Source organism: Oceanospirillum linum, assembly GCF_001995095.2.
GTDB lineage: Bacteria > Pseudomonadota > Gammaproteobacteria > Pseudomonadales > Halomonadaceae > Oceanospirillum > Oceanospirillum linum.
On sequence record NZ_MTSD02000002.1, the window covers coordinates 71,156 to 87,018 of the forward strand.

Annotated in this window: 12 protein-coding genes and 1 pseudogene; 3 read left to right on the forward strand and 10 right to left on the reverse strand. The window is 48.3% G+C overall.

Features of this window, described 5'->3' with window-relative positions; all coding sequences use genetic code 11:
* Window positions 1-47: 47 nt before the first annotated feature.
* Together BTA35_RS05470 and rraA are read right to left on the reverse strand one after the other, a co-directional pair.
* On the reverse strand, window positions 48-1,541 hold the full coding sequence (locus BTA35_RS05470) for a TolC family protein (protein ID WP_139363626.1): 1,494 nt from the start codon (window positions 1,539-1,541) through the stop codon (window positions 48-50).
* 372 nt (window positions 1,542-1,913) lie between these two features.
* Complete coding sequence (gene rraA / locus BTA35_RS05475; RefSeq protein WP_078318825.1) at window positions 1,914-2,399, reverse strand: ribonuclease E activity regulator RraA; 486 nt, start codon at window positions 2,397-2,399, stop codon at window positions 1,914-1,916.
* A 375-nt stretch (window positions 2,400-2,774) separates the two neighbouring features.
* Here rraA and BTA35_RS05480 point away from each other — a divergent pair, with 375 nt between their 5' ends.
* The gene (locus BTA35_RS05480) at window positions 2,775-4,739 is read left to right on the forward strand and encodes an exoribonuclease II (RefSeq protein WP_078318826.1); all 1,965 of its coding nucleotides are present in this window, start codon (window positions 2,775-2,777) and stop codon (window positions 4,737-4,739) included.
* Window positions 4,740-4,990: 251 nt separating this feature from the next.
* The gene (locus tag BTA35_RS05485; protein ID WP_078318827.1) at window positions 4,991-5,245 is read left to right on the forward strand and encodes a DUF2798 domain-containing protein; all 255 of its coding nucleotides are present in this window, start codon (window positions 4,991-4,993) and stop codon (window positions 5,243-5,245) included.
* A gap of 45 nt (window positions 5,246-5,290) precedes the next feature.
* Here the strand turns inward: BTA35_RS05485 and BTA35_RS05490 are convergent, their stop codons facing one another.
* From BTA35_RS05490 to nudC, 3 genes are all read right to left on the reverse strand, one after another.
* Window positions 5,291-6,172 carry a metallophosphoesterase family protein gene (locus BTA35_RS05490; protein WP_078318828.1) on the reverse strand — a complete coding sequence of 294 codons (882 nt, stop codon included), beginning with the start codon at window positions 6,170-6,172 and terminating at the stop codon, window positions 5,291-5,293.
* Window positions 6,172-7,572 (reverse strand): sodium:solute symporter family transporter, encoded by a 1,401-nt coding sequence (locus BTA35_RS05495; protein ID WP_078318829.1) that lies wholly within the window; start codon window positions 7,570-7,572, stop codon window positions 6,172-6,174. The genes BTA35_RS05490 and BTA35_RS05495 overlap by 1 nt, the downstream gene beginning before the upstream one ends.
* 160 nt (window positions 7,573-7,732) lie before the next feature.
* The gene (gene nudC / locus BTA35_RS05500; RefSeq protein ID WP_078318830.1) at window positions 7,733-8,572 is read right to left on the reverse strand and encodes an NAD(+) diphosphatase; all 840 of its coding nucleotides are present in this window, start codon (window positions 8,570-8,572) and stop codon (window positions 7,733-7,735) included.
* Window positions 8,573-8,675: 103 nt separating this feature from the next.
* Between nudC and BTA35_RS05505 the strand changes: the two genes are divergently transcribed.
* A complete protein-coding gene (locus BTA35_RS05505; protein ID WP_078318831.1) occupies window positions 8,676-9,215 on the forward strand; it encodes a DUF3010 family protein in 540 nt (179 codons plus the stop codon).
* A 130-nt stretch (window positions 9,216-9,345) separates the two neighbouring features.
* Here the strand turns inward: BTA35_RS05505 and BTA35_RS05510 are convergent, their stop codons facing one another.
* The 5 genes and pseudogenes from BTA35_RS05510 to ppsA all read right to left on the reverse strand — a co-directional run bounded on the left by BTA35_RS05510 (window position 9,346) and on the right by ppsA (window position 15,829).
* The gene (locus tag BTA35_RS05510; protein ID WP_078318832.1) at window positions 9,346-9,702 is read right to left on the reverse strand and encodes a RidA family protein; all 357 of its coding nucleotides are present in this window, start codon (window positions 9,700-9,702) and stop codon (window positions 9,346-9,348) included.
* A gap of 113 nt (window positions 9,703-9,815) precedes the next feature.
* Window positions 9,816-10,619 carry an alpha/beta hydrolase gene (locus BTA35_RS05515; protein ID WP_160055028.1) on the reverse strand — a complete coding sequence of 268 codons (804 nt, stop codon included), beginning with the start codon at window positions 10,617-10,619 and terminating at the stop codon, window positions 9,816-9,818.
* Window positions 10,620-10,959: 340 nt separating this feature from the next.
* Window positions 10,960-12,642: pseudogene (locus BTA35_RS05520) on the reverse strand (Lnb N-terminal periplasmic domain-containing protein).
* Window positions 12,643-12,736: 94 nt separating this feature from the next.
* A complete protein-coding gene (locus BTA35_RS05525; protein WP_078318835.1) occupies window positions 12,737-13,216 on the reverse strand; it encodes a DUF3015 family protein in 480 nt (159 codons plus the stop codon).
* 243 nt (window positions 13,217-13,459) lie between these two features.
* A complete protein-coding gene (ppsA, locus tag BTA35_RS05530; RefSeq protein ID WP_078318836.1) occupies window positions 13,460-15,829 on the reverse strand; it encodes a phosphoenolpyruvate synthase in 2,370 nt (789 codons plus the stop codon).
* Window positions 15,830-15,863 lie beyond the last annotated feature (34 nt).

Here is a 15,863-nt window from a genome sequence, read left to right on the forward strand (position 1 = left end):
ATGTGTTATAAAGGCGTTATGCCCTGACTTTTTTGTGACATACAGCCCTAAAGTGCATCTGAAGGCTGAACCTTATCAGCTAAAAATGCTTGCTCAGACCGAGTATCACCACCTAAAAGCTGGTACAACCGGATACGATTGGACAATCTCTGATTATGCAGGGCCAATAACTGAGCTTCAGAGTCAAGCATACTTTTTTGCACCGAAAGCAGGCTGTCCAGGTCTGTTAATCCCAGCTGATACTGGCTCAGAGCCAGTGTTGTGGTATTACGGGCGGTCACCAGATCCTCTGACGCCAGCTGATAACGATGGGCCAGAGTTGCCTCCTGCATCAATACATTTTCAACATCGGCGAATGTCGAAAAAACAGTCTGCAGGTATAGCTTTTCCTGCTGTTCAACATTCGCAGCAGCCTGATCCTCTGCGGCAGCAAGTTTACCGGCATTAAAAAGTGGTTGTGTCAGACTGGCCATCAGGTTCCAGTCAATGCTCTGATCGACGGAAGCGGATAGCGAGAGACTGGGAAAACGCTCACGGTTTGCAGCGGCAAGTCCGGCATCAGCAGCCAGCAATGTCAGCCAATGGGACTGTAAAACCGGTGAACGGGTAATGAGTTCTGAGGGCAGAATTTCAGTCTTTAATGCGGGCAAATCAGGTAACTCTAACCCTTCTTCGTTCAATAAACGGCCATCGGGGTAGCGACCAAGAAAAACCTGAAGCGCCCGAACCTGCTCAGCAATAATCTGTTCCTGAGATGAAATATTATCCCTTTCACTCTGCAGGCTTTGCTTAGCATCATAAAGCTCATCAATCTCTTTCAGTCCGTTTTTATAACCCTGCTCAATAACTTTAAGAGCATTAATGAGCGTATCTTCCCGACGCTTATAGAGTTTAAGCAACTTCTTCTGAGTAATTAGGTTGTACCAACCTTCCGCAACATCAGCACTCAGGTCAAGGGCTGCGCCTGAGAAGCTGGCCCTTGCCGCCGAATAGTTAAGACTGGCCTCCTGCTCGCGGGCACTGAGCTTACCCCATATATCCAGTTCAAAGCCTGCATTCAGTTTGACACTTTCACTGCCGGAACGGCTGTCACCGGTCTGGCTCTCACTGATACTGCCTGTCAGATCCAGAGTTGGGTATAGAGCAGATTCAGACTGAATCTGTCCTGCTCCGGCACTCACTACCTTAGCCGCTTCCGCTGCAAGGGAGGGGTTATTAGAAAGCACACGCTCAACCAGCAAAGCCAGGGAGGGATCGTTAAAACTTTTGACCCAGCGCGTTTGAGCGGTTGTCGCCAGCAACGGCGAGTAGAACTGATTTCCTGCTTCTTTATCGGCAGGATACAGGCCATCTGATGAAGCCGCTGACTGCCACTGAGCAGGAAGGCCTAATGCCTTAGGGTCAGGGGTGCTCCGCTCTTCATAAGCACTACACCCGGCCAGGGCCAACAGAAAAACAAAAGCAGAGGTTTTTATACTAAAACTTGGGGTAGCGCTTGCTGTATTCTGTGTATCGTTAATATTTACGTTGGAATCGGACACCACAATGCTCTTTTTAAACCGTTCTGTTTGTATGACGTATGTCAGCCAGCATAGACAGCCGGATAACTTAATAAGTTCATCAAGATTAAATCAATACGCTTTTTCTGGATACGCCTAAGGCACTGAAATGGTTTAAAGTTATGTAAAGTGTGGGCATAAAAGAGGGAAAAGAGTTCGGAGTATACCTCCTAAAGCAGTAAGCTGAGCCAGCGCAACAATCAACACCCGTGATGATCGTCCGGTCTACGAAATATCACTCCTGCCCTACAACCCCTCAGGAGTTGGCTTGCCTGACTCAGCTAATTTCGAGCCCTCAGATTCAGCGCACCTTTGGTGCTCAAAGTATCGCCGGATTTGAGGGTATCACTGGATTTACGGCATCTTAAGCGCTTCAGGGGAAACAATAATGCCGTTGTTATCAGCGTAAACGTATTCACCCGGGCGGAAAGTAACGCCGCCAAATGTAACGTCAAGACCTTCTTCGCCGATGCCTTTTTTCAGGCTCTTCATCGGGTGAGAACCCAGCGCCTGAACACCCAGTTCCAACTCAGCCAGAACATCCACATCGCGGACACAGCCATACATGATGATACCCGCCCAACCATTTTTGACAGCTTTCTCAGCCAACATATCGCCCAGCATAGCGCAACGAAATGAGCCGCCAGCATCAACCACCATGACCTTACCTTCACCGGGTTGATCCACCAGTTCTTTCACTTTTGAATTATCTTCAAAGCATTTAACGGTCACAATCTGACCAAAAAAAGACGCTACACCACCGTAATTAGCAAAGCCCGGCTCAACAGCCTGTACAAGTTCCGGGTTTTCATCACACAGATCAGGGGTAACCCAATTCATTTTTTATACTCCATTCTGGATATGATAGTTGGTTCGCCATTGGATGCAGTCAAACCATGAGTGCCATCATACTGTCTTGATATAACTGCCTATTCATTGCTGAGGCGATCGATTCCTGTGCCGGGAACCTATCCACTTTCAGAAAGCAGAGGTTATTTTCAGGGGCAAGCCCCGCCCCACTATTGTCACACAGGGTGAATACAAGATCACTGAGCAAAAAGTTCTAGCAGAACAACTGCAATTTTTACCAGTGAATCAAGAAGTTATTAACCAGCAACAGGAGGGCCCTGCCAAGCTTATTTTGCTAAACATATTGGTTTTGTCATCCAACGGCACTATCATTCGTAGCTTATTTACCAGCCCAGATATGATTCCATGCTACAGAACCTAGAACTGCTGAAACAACTTAAAAACGATCTTCAGGAGTCTGCTCCCCGCATTGAGGGACAGATTAAAGCCACAGAAAAGAGCTATGGCTTTTTGGAGACAGATAAGGGCAAGAGTTACTTTGTTCCGCCACCAGAAATGCGTAAAGTACTGCACGGCGACCGCGTACAGGCCCGCTTGGTCAGCAACGACGGCAAGGAATCCGCCGAACTGGAAAGCCTTTCAGAAAGCGCCCTGATTCGCTTTATTGGCCGGGTTTGCTTCTTTAAGAACAAACTTCAGGTTATGCCTGAGCATCACTTACTGAACCGCGCACTCAATGCCAGCATCCAGGCACCACTGACAAAAGACCAGTTCAACGAAGGTGATTGGGTTGTCGCTTTACTGGAAAAGCATGCCCTTCGGGATGGTAAATTCCAGACTGAAATTATTCAACGCATCGCATCTTCTGACGATAAAAACCTACCCTGGCTGATCAGTCTTGCACGGCACAAACTGTCAGCAGATGCTCCTGTTACGGAAACCCCCTTTGAACTTCAGCCCGAATCTCTGGCGCGCCTTGACCTGACAGACTTACCCCTGGTAACCATCGACAGCCCAAGCACCCGGGATATGGATGATGCCATTCATGCCGAAGCCAACGCTAATGGCTGGCGGCTGACTGTTGCCATTGCGGATCCTTCAGCCTATGTTGCAGCCGACTCAGATGTTGACCAGATCGCGAAAGAGCGCGGTTATACGACCTATCTTCCGGGTCGCAACATTCCGATGCTACCCAGGACTCTCAGTGACGAACTTTGTTCTCTGCAACCGAATGAAAAGCGTCCGGCACTTTGCTGCCAGATTCAGATCAATCAGGCGGGCACACCTGAAGGTGAGCCAGAATTCTTCACCGCCTGGATCAGTTCAAAAGCAAAATTAAGTTACGATGAGGTTTCGAACTGGCTTGAGCTTGATGAGCCGTTGCAACAAACTGCAGAAACCAGCGCCCTGATTGAAGCACCACTGAAAGCCCTGGGTGACATTGCACAAGCCAGTCTGAAATGGCGAACTGAAAATGCAGTTGTCTTTAAAGACCGGCCCGATTATCGCTTTAAGCTTGATAGCGATGGCCAGGTAACCGCTATTTTTGCTGAGCAACGTCGCAGCGCCCACAAATTGGTTGAAGAAACCATGATACTGGCCAATATCAGTGCTGCACGTTTTCTCTCCAGCCATAACACGGGCATCTACAACACCCATATAGGCTTTGAGCCTGAGAAAATTGCAGACGTGGTCACTATTGCCAATGAGCAGGGGTATAAGACTGATGCCGAAACCCTGGGTTCACTCAGTGGTTATGCTGCATTTCGCCGCACCTTGATCAGTGCAGGCAATGACTGGCTTGATGCTCGTCTGCGGCGCTTCCAGGGCTATGTGCACACTCGTACTCAGCCAGCCCCACATTATGGAATGGGGCTGGAAGGTTACGCCACCTGGACCTCTCCCATCCGTAAATACAGTGATATGGTTAACCACCGATTGATCAAACAGATTCTGTCTGGAGAAGCACCACAACAACCGGATGAAGCTATCGGAGAACTGATGGACCAGCAGCGTCAATCCAGCCGTCTGGCGGAGCGCGATACCTGTCACTGGTTATACACCCGGTTCCTGAAACCTGCCGTGGAAGAAGCAACCGTCTTTGACGGTGAGATCTTTGATATCAGCCGAGGCGGAATGCGTGTCCGCCTGCTGGAAAATGGCGCCGCACCTTTTATACCGGGCAGCATGATCCATAAAGATCGCAAAGCGATGACAATGGATAACAATTCGGGGCAAGTGATTATCGAAGGTGTAACCCGATACCGCTTAGGTGACCAGGTTAAGGTTCAGTTAATTAAAGTGGATGAGGAACGGCGTAGCCTGATCGCCAGGCCAATCCAGGAAGAAACCACAAAGCCAAAAGACTGATTGCACCATTAGGGCACTGGCACGGCAGAGGACCTGGTCATATCAGGTCTTCTGCAGACCAGCTTCAGCGCCACCCGAAGCGCTTAGTAACACCCAAACCACTTAGTAACACCCAAACCAACAGCTAAGCCTTTTATTTCGTCAACAAACCTTCAATAACCAAGTACAATACTCAGAATTGACCTTCATCTTAAATATCAATAAAATCTAATATTATAGATATCCAACTAAGTCATAAAAGAGAACTGATTATGTTGCCAAAAAAATACTTACCCTTTGTTGCACCTTTTATGATGTCTATCCTGATGGTTTTTATCATGACAGCTGTGATTACGGCCTTTAACACCGGTATAGACCAAGGCTTCCCATCACGCTGGGGCCAGGCGTTTGTTGTTGCCTGGCCCGTTGCCTTCAGTATCATTTTTATCATGGGTAAGCGGGTACAGGCCCTTGCCGCTAAAATCTGCAACAAGGAACCTATGCAGAAAATAGCGGAAGACAGCTAAAGCAGCACCATTACCGGAGATAAGCTAAATTTTGCTTATGGGCCGTCAGATCAGATAGTCTGCCAGCTCCAGACGCTGCCCGGTGACCGCCTTCTGGCTTTCCGGCAGGAGATCTACGCTGGGCCAGAGTCCACTGGCCAATGCCTCCCGATAGGGTGTATTCAATCCCGCATCTGTCATAGCCTGCTGGCTGGCCTCTGCAGGATATGAAAGCCGGTGCCAGCTAACCTTGATGGCATCCGGCCCCGGTGTTATCAACATATACCAGCTATCAGCCGTACCATCATTAGCTGGCATACCGATCACACCAGCATTTAACCAATGCCGCTCACCGATACGTCGGGCAAAAGGAATTCCACAATGACCTCCAATCACCACATCCGCATCGGTCATGGCCATCTCCTCTTCCAGTAACGAGGCATCACTGTCAGCAAAGATAAAACGGTTAATCTGCTCAACGCCGCCATGTATCACATGAAAGTTTCGGCCCTGCAGTGTAAAACGGATATTCCGGGGCAGTTGCCCCATCCACTGGCGAGCATCATCACTAACCTGCTTTAGCGCATAGTTATACCAGCTAATAGAAAGCAACGAACAGGCGCTACCCTCATCAAAACCGCAACCACAATCCATTGCTCCTTCTGCTATGGATTCTTCACAGTTTCCCATGACCACCGGAATCCCCCAACGCTGAATCCGGCTTGTCGTTTCTGCCGCATCAGCGCAGTATGCGATGATATCACCGGTACATATGATCTGTTGCGGCGGAATATTCCGCTGTTGTGCCGCCCGCTCTATCGCCTCGGTGGCCGCAAGGTTGCTGTACGGCCCACCAAAAATCAGTATCGGAGAAGCCTCCGATGCCATCTTATCCAGGCAGCCCAGATCTAAAGAGTTTACCGCCCCCAAGAAGTTTTTTATTGTCATTATCCTACCTCTTCCGTTGTGTGCAGGTTATGTTCTGGCAGTGTGGAGGCAGACAATTTATCGCCTAACCAAAAGAACCCACAACCACCAATGAGTACTGTTAAGGAGATCCACAGCAACTTGGTATACTTATGGAACTCACCCAGCAGGTTAGTGTAGCCAGAGGATTCCGTAAAGTAGAGTCCCGCCCCCACTAACGCCAGAACAAAACTCCCCAGATAGCTGGCCACGGGTATCGACTGCCGGTTCCCCCACAAACTAAAGAAAATAACCGGGGCAAGATACATAGATGCCGTACCGCTAACCGCCACAGCACTGAACAGATCTTTATTACCGAGAAAAACCAAAGCAACACCCAGTAACATAAAAATCGCCATGGCAGACCGTCCATTCTTTAAACTGGCATCGGTTAACTTCATATCTACAATAGCAAGCTTCGCAGAACTTGACAGGGCACTATCTAGGGTAGACATCGCAGAGATAATCAAGGAAGCACTGAAGAGTAACATCGGCAACTCCCCCAGAATCCGATTCAGGGCCTGCTGCATAGTCTCACCGGAGAGGGCGTGGGCTCCGGCCATCACTCCCAGTAAGCCAAACAGCAAAATGCAGATAATACTGATCCAGCCAGCATAAAAAAAACTGCGACGGGTGGTGTCACGATCGGCCAAAAATCCACGATCCATCATCACCGGATCATGCATCGGGTAACTCCAGACCTGCAGTAAAGCCACCAAAAGCAGAACAGGTCCCGGCTCCGATAGTTCAAACGGTTTAAAAGTAAAAAGCTCAGCGTTCAGGCTACCGCTACTGAAAGCACTGACCATTAACAGGGCTAATACCACCAGAAAAATAAGCATCTGCAGCAAATCTGTCTTCAGTGAAGCGTGTAGCCCACCCATCATGGAGTAAGTCAGCGTCAGCAAGGCGATGGCAATAATGCCTAAGGTATAGGCCTGACTTCCGGCAACACCAAACAACAGGCCAATCACCAGTAAGTTGGCAAAAACCTCACTGACCAGACGCACCCCAATGACAGTGTTGTAACAGCGGGTACCTGTCTTGCCAAAACGATCCGCTAAAAAATCCTGAACACTAGGATAGCCGCGCTCAAATCTCAGGTGATCGATAATTCTGCCACCGGTAAAGAAGGAAAGGTAATAGGCTCCATAAGCCAAGGTTCCCCAAACCCCATAATAGAATCCGAGAATGGCAGCGTTCATAAGAGAGCGTGCAAAAATCCAGGTGGTAACCTGAGAAAAGATTAACGTCATCAGTCCCGGAGCACGACCGTCAGCGGAGTGCCCCTGAAAAAAGCCCTCCACCGTTTTGGTTTTAGGGGATAAAAGAACAGAAAACAGCGCAACAATTAAAACAATGGCGATTAATGGATTATCCATCAGGGGTTCCTTTTTGTTATCAGACGGAAACTTAAGCTCGTCGCTAATAACCTATACGCACCCCATCAGATTCAGGATTCACCTGCCCTCTTCCCGGCCAATTCAGGGTCTGCGGGCAGACCGCCACCACCAGCGAATCCCGGGAAGCAAAAAAATAAGATTATGAGCTCTGCAAACCATCGTCAAAAGCCTGCATCAACTGACCGGATATGGCAAAACCACCCGGTTTCAATGGAAATTCATCAAGTTTGCCCCATCTGGCTTCAACAATCTCATGGCCATCTACTTTGATATCACCACTATCATAATCACAGATAAAGCCCAACATCAGTGAATGGGGAAAAGGCCAACTTTGACTTGAGTGATAACGAATATTTTTTACCGTAACACCCACCTCCTCAAAAATTTCACGGGATACAGCCTGCTCAACACTCTCACCGGGCTCAATAAAACCAGCGATACAGCTGAAATAATCCGCCTTAAAGCTAGCGTTCCGAGCCAGCAGCACCTCATCACCCCGGGTGATTAACGCAATAATACAAGGGTTAATACGCGGATATTGCCGATAACCGCAGCTGTCGCAACACATAGCATTTTCAGATGGATGCATACGAGCTTTAGAGCCACAGCGGCTGCAATAGTTATGATCCTGCTCCCAGGTCAGCAACTGGCTACCTGAAGCGATCAGCTCAAAGTCGCTCTGATCCAATTGAGGCAGTAACGCACGAAAGCTGAATCGCTTGAACTCTCCATTAAATTGCTCCGGCCAGAACTGCCACTCAGAACTGCGGGCACAATAAACAGGCAGACCATGCCGGTGTGCGATATAACGCCACTGGATATCCGGCAACAGGCTTTCGCGCTGCCAAAAAGGGAGTAACGATGCAATACGATGCAATGGCTCTGCAGCGGCATCCGTAACCAGATCATTGCCGGTAAAGAGAATCAGATAACTCTCCGCAGGTAGTTCCAGGGTGTTACAAAAGCGTTCTGCTTGCATAAAGACTCCGGTTTAAGAGAGGAATAGCTTATCTGACTTTAAGCCATGGGTTTATGGTAACAATGGGTTTATAATGCCGCGACATTTCGTTTATAGGTGCATTATGAAAGTTTGTGGTGTTGAACTAAAGGGCAGCGAAGCACTTATTTGTCTGCTCTCTAAATCCGGTGACTTGTTTGATATTCCTGACTGCCGCCAAATTCGTTTTACGCTGAAAGACAGTGATGATCAGCAACAAATACGTTATTTCCAGCAGTCTTTTGCCAAATTGCTGGAAGATTATAAAATTGAGCGTGTTGTTATCCGTCAACGTCCCCACAAAGGCAAATTTGCCGGTGGCGCTGTTGGCTTTAAGATCGAGGGTGCGCTTCAGGCATTAACTCAGGTTGATGTTGAGATTATGACCCCAAGCCAGATCAAAGAACAGTTAAAGAAAACGCCAATGCCGGTGGATTTCCGCGAAACCGGCTTGAAGCAGTTTCAGGAACCAGCCTTTACTACGGCTTTTGCCTATTTAAGTAACCCTCTTGTCCATAAGAGTGCGGCAGTATCAGATGTTAAACATGATGTCGCTGAAGAATCAGAATCCGCTGCACCTGATATGGAAGAGAAACCTGTGGCGCCGAATCCCTGGAACCGTTAAACAAGCGGCACCAATGAGATAAAAAGCCTGGTTGAGATAAAAAAGCCCGGTGTCATCCGACACCGGGCTTTCTGATATTGCCGCTTACAACAGATCAAAACTCATTGATCAAGGATCAGCAACGCTTCCCTTAGCCTGTAATTTCAGCTGCAACAACCGACATTTCCACCAACAACTCAGGGCGAGCCATACGTGCCTCAACACATGCACGTGCCGGAGCAGCTCCTTCAGGAACCCAAGCATCCCAAACGTCATTCATCGCGGCGAAATCTTTCATATCACGCACATAGATAGTCACGGATAGCATGTGCTGTTTATCAGAACCAGCCTGAATCAGCAGCTTTTCAATTTTTTCCAGTGTTGTGCGGGTTTGTTCTTTGATATCGGTATTTGCATCAGCAGCAACCTGACCACACAGATAGACAGTACCGTTATGCTTAACGATACGGCTCATACGCTGACCTACTTCCAGACGTTCAATCGTCATTGAAAACCTCATAAATACAGTTCGAAAGTGAATCTGAATATTTTAACAGAAGAGGTGGCAATAATTTATTTAAAAGTTGCTCTTCTAAAGAAATAAGCACTGCAGGATCAATCCTATTCAGTGCATTTACCCTCAATCATAAATCTCAGGGTTGCTGAGCGAATAGCGTCGTAATTAAAAGATGCAATATGCCCTCCCCGGCTTTCAAGCCAGCAGACAGTCCTCTTTTTTCCGGCAGCTAAAGCTTTAAATACTGAACGACCATGGGAATAAGGGATAACCTGATCATCTTTACTATGCATTACAAGAGTTGGAACTGAGATAGATTCAGCCAAATCGACCGGATCCCACCTTCCGGGCACAAAGATGGTAAAGGGGTAGATAAGCCAGGCCATAAAGTTCTTACGGGTAACCTCCCGCGCAATCGTTCCAAAGCCTTCAAACGGCGCATCAAGTACCAGCCCGTCAATCTCATAAAAACCTTCCGCTTTGGCAACAAAGTTAACCGCCAGACTGGCACCAATACTCTGCCCGAGGATAAAAAAGCGTTTTTCAGGGTAGTGATACTTAACCCAACGTGTTGCGGCTTCAATGTCCTGAAAAACATCCGGCAAAGAAGTCTCACCCTGTGATGCACCAAAACCACGATAGTCCAGCGCCAGCACGTCTACACCTTCCTGAGTAAGCCAGTAGATGCTGTGACTGTGAGTGCTGATGTTTTGTGCATTGCCATGCAGATACAGGACAACGGTATTGCCTGATGAGCCTTGAGCCGGTAGCCACCAACTGTGTAAGCGCGTGCCATCGGCGGCCGTAAGAATAATATTTTTATACGGTAGCCCTACATCTTCCGGAGTAGAGAGCCAAATACTTTGCGGGTAAAAAAAATATGCAGTGGTTCCTGAACACCCTGCCATCAGTATCATCAGAACGGTAGACAGTAAAAACCGCCTAAATAAAGGACCCCATTGGCGCCTCTTTAATACTTCCGGAAGCGTTTTATTAACGGGGACCACTGCAGACTCCTCAGCTTGAACACCAGACACCTGTCTAATAGTACCAGTTGATACCGACTGAGGCCTCAGACTGATCAATACGAATACTGTTATGCTCAGATTGAGCGCCCTTTGCACTTATTCTAAGCTGCCAATTAGGCGCAACCTTATAACCCAGATCCGCAGTCAAAGAGCGCCGTCTGGTTTGATCACCTAAGCTAAGCTCCTGAAAATTAGCTTCAATCTGCGCCTGATATTTACCTTACTGCAAAAGCCAACCGACTCTTGGGCCAATACTCAGCTGATGGTCCTTTTCAAACTGGTTATCTGTCAGCAACTGAACCTCAGCCAAAGCGTAAAAGCGGCCGATATCAGTAAGATAAGCCCGACCAAAAGCGACTTTCAGGTAGCCATAAAGGTCGCCCTACCCTCCATTAGGTCTTTCAAATCCGGTCGTTACAGCCCAGGCAACCGGGCTCTGAAAATAGGTCTGATGACTGAGAGACAGAACATCGATCAAAATAAGCTGGTTTAATTTAATATCGCCATCATCCTGTGCCCGCACATTGAGCAAACCCATTTGTATCTGCGAGCCAGGAACATAACCGTCGGGAAGATCCATAATATTGTGATAGGCCAGCCTAAGGCGAAGATCAATAAACTCAGCATCCCCCTGATCCCCTGATGTGTTCCCTCCCCATAAAGCAAGCCTTGAACTGAGGTGCCCTTCATCATCACGAATCGCAGGTGCCGGAGGTTCTGCATAGCCGGCATTAACCGGTCTTTTAGCTCGGGCAGATAACAGCTTAATTGTTCGTTTGCGAAGTTCAGGATTGTCTTTTTTCTTTTTAATCGCCAGATAGCGGGCGTACGCATGGGCAAGTTCCAGCGCCCTAACCTGCTCCTGCTGATTAAGACCTGCCAATAAAAGCTCGACATCGGTATCTGTATCAACAAGATCCCGGGCAACCTTAAGAACCCTGTCGCCGGTTTGCTTGCTCTTATACTCCAGCCCGGAAGCCGCAGATGCACGATAGTGAGTCTCTTGCACCAGGTTTGCTTCCTGTAAAACACGGATCGTATCCACCGGGATAGCGGTGAACGTGAAATATTGTGTTAAATCGATCCGCTCTGAACTGGCATCCAAAAGAGCCAGAAGGCGATAAGAGCAATTTTCATCAAAAAAATAGTAATCAAAGTAGGTATCTTTCGTTTCCCATACGTGCCGAACAAACTGATCCACTTCGGACTTCGTCAGATTCAGCCGGTACTCCCAGATATCGCGGTACTCCATGTGCTGATATTCATTGGTTTTTTCATAATATGGCATGACAGATACAACACCGGGATAGCCGCCGGTCAAACCTTTATAGCTGAAAACCAGCTCATTATCGGTAGGATCTGCATTCGCCGCAAAGTTGACGCTATAGGAGAGTAATTTACTGCGGGATTCATCCTCTCTGTCCATCCTGATCAGAGTGTGCCCGTACATCGATGAAGGAGAGTTAATATGGGAAGCCGGAAATATCAGTGTAAGCTTATGGGCATCAATTTTATTCATCCATAGTTCAAACTCAGAACACGACTGCTCCTTGAACTCAACATCAGGCAACTGCTGCTTAACCCAGGCATATCTGGCGGGGAAACGACACTGGGCAGACATGTTATCCGGCATATTATCTTTCAGAAATGCAGCAACATCGGCTTTTAACTCAGCCTTAAGAGTCTTCTTTCCATTTTTGGCCAGAAAAAAAGCATCCGTGTCATTTTGGCTAAGATGACGAAAGGTATAGGGATGACGGCGATAGTGCAGAAGGTGCGCCCATTGCTTTTTTTCAGCAATTGCGTCCAATGTCTTGTTATCTGGCATATCTGCAGCCTTGACCTGAAAGCTCAGTGGCAGGATGACAAATGCCAGAAGGCTAAAAAAACCTGACCGACGCATAAAAAACAACGCTCCTTACCCAATCATAATAATATTCAGACAATAAAAAAGCGCGCCTAAGCGCGCTTTATATAGATCAACTGAGAACAGTCAATTAGCCCAGATACTTCTGCAGAGAAGCATCTTTTGCCATGGCCGCTTTCATTGCTTCGAAAGCAGAACCAGAAGTACCCTCAGTAGTAAAGATACTGTCAAAGTTGGACTGTACAGCACTATTAAACGCTACAGTGTCCTGAGCCTGAATACCCATAACCTCAGCCAGAGCAGCCAGAGACTCGCCCTGACCCTTAGCAGCATCAACGGCCAATTGGTCCATATTGTTATCAATAAAAGTCAGGCCATCTGTAAGAGGGCCATTAGCATCTTCACAACCCAATGTACCGGATGTCATACCAAATGTCTGGTTACCGGAAGTACCGTTCGTAGTCGCGGCCAGTACATGCTCATGCCACTTAGAAGCATCAGGGAAAAGAACCTCAGAGCCCAAACCACAACCGGCAGGTCCGTGGTTACCGGCTGCAAATGCCATAGAGGAAGAAGTCAGAAGAATTGCGCCTGCAATAAGCTTTTTCATGGACAAGTCCTTGTATCTTTGTTGTACGTTAAAATAAATTCCAGCAGCCAATATTTGACTGAGCAGGTATAAATTACTTTTTTCGGTGGATATTGTCCAGAAAATAAAGCGGTTATTGCTGCTGGAGTTTCACTCTATCTTTCTGATAACTATAGTGAAAATAGATGACTTACAGATATATATAACCCGACATAAGCACAAAGTCCTATGCCGGGTAATATACACTCGATTTACGGTTGCAGTTTAACTCTCTTTATCTGCCAGCATAAACCAGGTTTCCAGCACAGCATCCGGGTTCAGAGAAACACTGTCGATCCCCTCTTCCATCAGCCACTTGGCCAGATCCGGGTGATCCGATGGGCCCTGTCCACAGATACCAACATATTTCCCCGCTTTTCGGCAGGCGCTGATCGCCATGTGCAATAGAGCTTTCACCGCTGGGTTACGCTCATCAAACAAGTGAGCAACAATCCCTGAATCTCGATCCAGCCCCAGCGTTAACTGGGTCAGGTCGTTGGAGCCGATGGAGAAGCCATCGAAGTAGTCCAGGAACTGATCCGCCAGAATGGCATTAGCCGGTAGCTCGCACATCATGATCACACGCAGATCGTTCTCACCACGTTTCAGGCCATTTTCAGCCAACAGATCAATCACCTCACGGGCTTCACCCAGGGTGCGGACAAAAGGCACCATGATCTCAACATTGGTCAATCCCATCTCATCACGCACTTTTTTCAGCGCCCGGCACTCAAGCTCGAAACAGCTGCGGAAGGACTCAGAGATGTAGCGGGATGCGCCACGAAAACCCAGCATCGGGTTTTCTTCGGCAGGTTCATACAGCTTACCGCCAATCAGATTGCCGTATTCATTGGACTTAAAGTCCGACAGACGCACGATAACTTTCTTAGGATAGAAAGCGGCGGCCAGTGTGGAAATCCCCTCAACCAGCTTATCAACATAAAAATCCACCGGAGAGGCATAACCTGCGATGCGCTTGGATATACTGCGCTGCAGTTCCGGGGACAGAGTATCAAAATCCATCAGCGCTTTCGGGTGCACGCCAATCATACGGTTGATAATAAACTCAAGCCGTGCCAGACCTATGCCTTCATTCGGCAGAGAGGCAAAACTGAACGCACGATCCGGGTTGCCGACATTCATCATGATTTTGAACGGAATATCCGGCATAGAATCAACATTGTTGGTCATCCGCTCGAAGTCCAGCTCACCTTCATAGATAAACCCGGTATCACCTTCAGCACAGGATACCGTGACCGACTGCCCCTCTTTAAGCTGCTCAGTGGCATCCCCACAACCAACAACAGCAGGAATACCCAGCTCACGGGCGATAATCGCTGCATGACAGGTACGGCCACCACGATTCGTTACAATCGCAGATGCGCGTTTCATGACAGGCTCCCAGTCCGGGTCTGTCATATCTGTCACCAGAATATCGCCGGGCTGGACTTTGTCCATCTCATCCGGGCTCATAATAATGCGCACCGCACCGGAGCCGATCCGCTGACCGATTGAGCGGCCTTCCACCAGAACTTCACCACGCTCTTTCAGCAGGTAACGTTCCATTACATTGGCATCGGAGCGGCTCTTAACGGTTTCCGGGCGCGCCTGAACAATATAAAGCTGACCATCATCGCCATCTTTTGCCCACTCGATATCCATCGGGCGACCGTAGTGTTCTTCAATGATGACCGCCTGACGTGCTAACGCCATAACCTCTTCATCACTGATGCAGAATTGACGCCGCTCTTCCGGGCTGACCTCAACGGTTTCAACAGACTTGCCGGTTTCTGCCGCTTCACCGTAAACCATTTTGAGCATTTTGCTGCCAAGATTACGGCGCAACACGGCAAAACGACCCGCTTCAAGGGTTGGTTTATGAACATAAAACTCATCGGGGTTAACGGCACCCTGAACCACTGTCTCGCCCAGACCGTATGAGGCGGTAATAAAGGCCGCATCACGGAAACCCGACTCTGTATCCAGTGTAAACATCACACCACTGGCTCCGGTTTCGCTACGTACCATTTTCTGGATACCGGCAGACAGGGCGACCAATGAGTGGTCAAAACCCTGATGCACCCGGTAAGAGATAGCACGGTCATTAAACAGGGAGGCAAAAACCTCTTTCACAGCAGTCTTAATGTGCTCAAGGCCCTGAATATTTAGAAAGGTTTCCTGCTGACCGGCAAAGGATGCATCCGGCAAATCTTCAGCTGTTGCAGAAGAGCGCACAGCAACTTTCAGATTTTCATTGCCATTTTGCAGCTTGGAGTAAGCATCTTCCAGAGACGCCTCAAGGGCTGGTGGGAAGGGTGTTTCTATAATCCAGTTACGGATCTCAGCACCGGTTTTGGTGAGCGCACTGACATCATCAACATCCAGCTTATCCAGCTCTGCATTGATACGGTCAGCCAGACCTTCATAATTCAGAAATTCACGATAGGCCTGTGCCGTTGTTGCAAAGCCGCCAGGTACAGATACACCGGCTCCGGCCAGATTGCTGATCATCTCACCCAGAGATGCGTTTTTACCACCTACATGCTCAACATCATTCATGCCAAGCTGATCAAACCACGCGATGTATGCGTCCAACTTAAATCTCCCCCTGAGCTTGCTTTTCAGATGA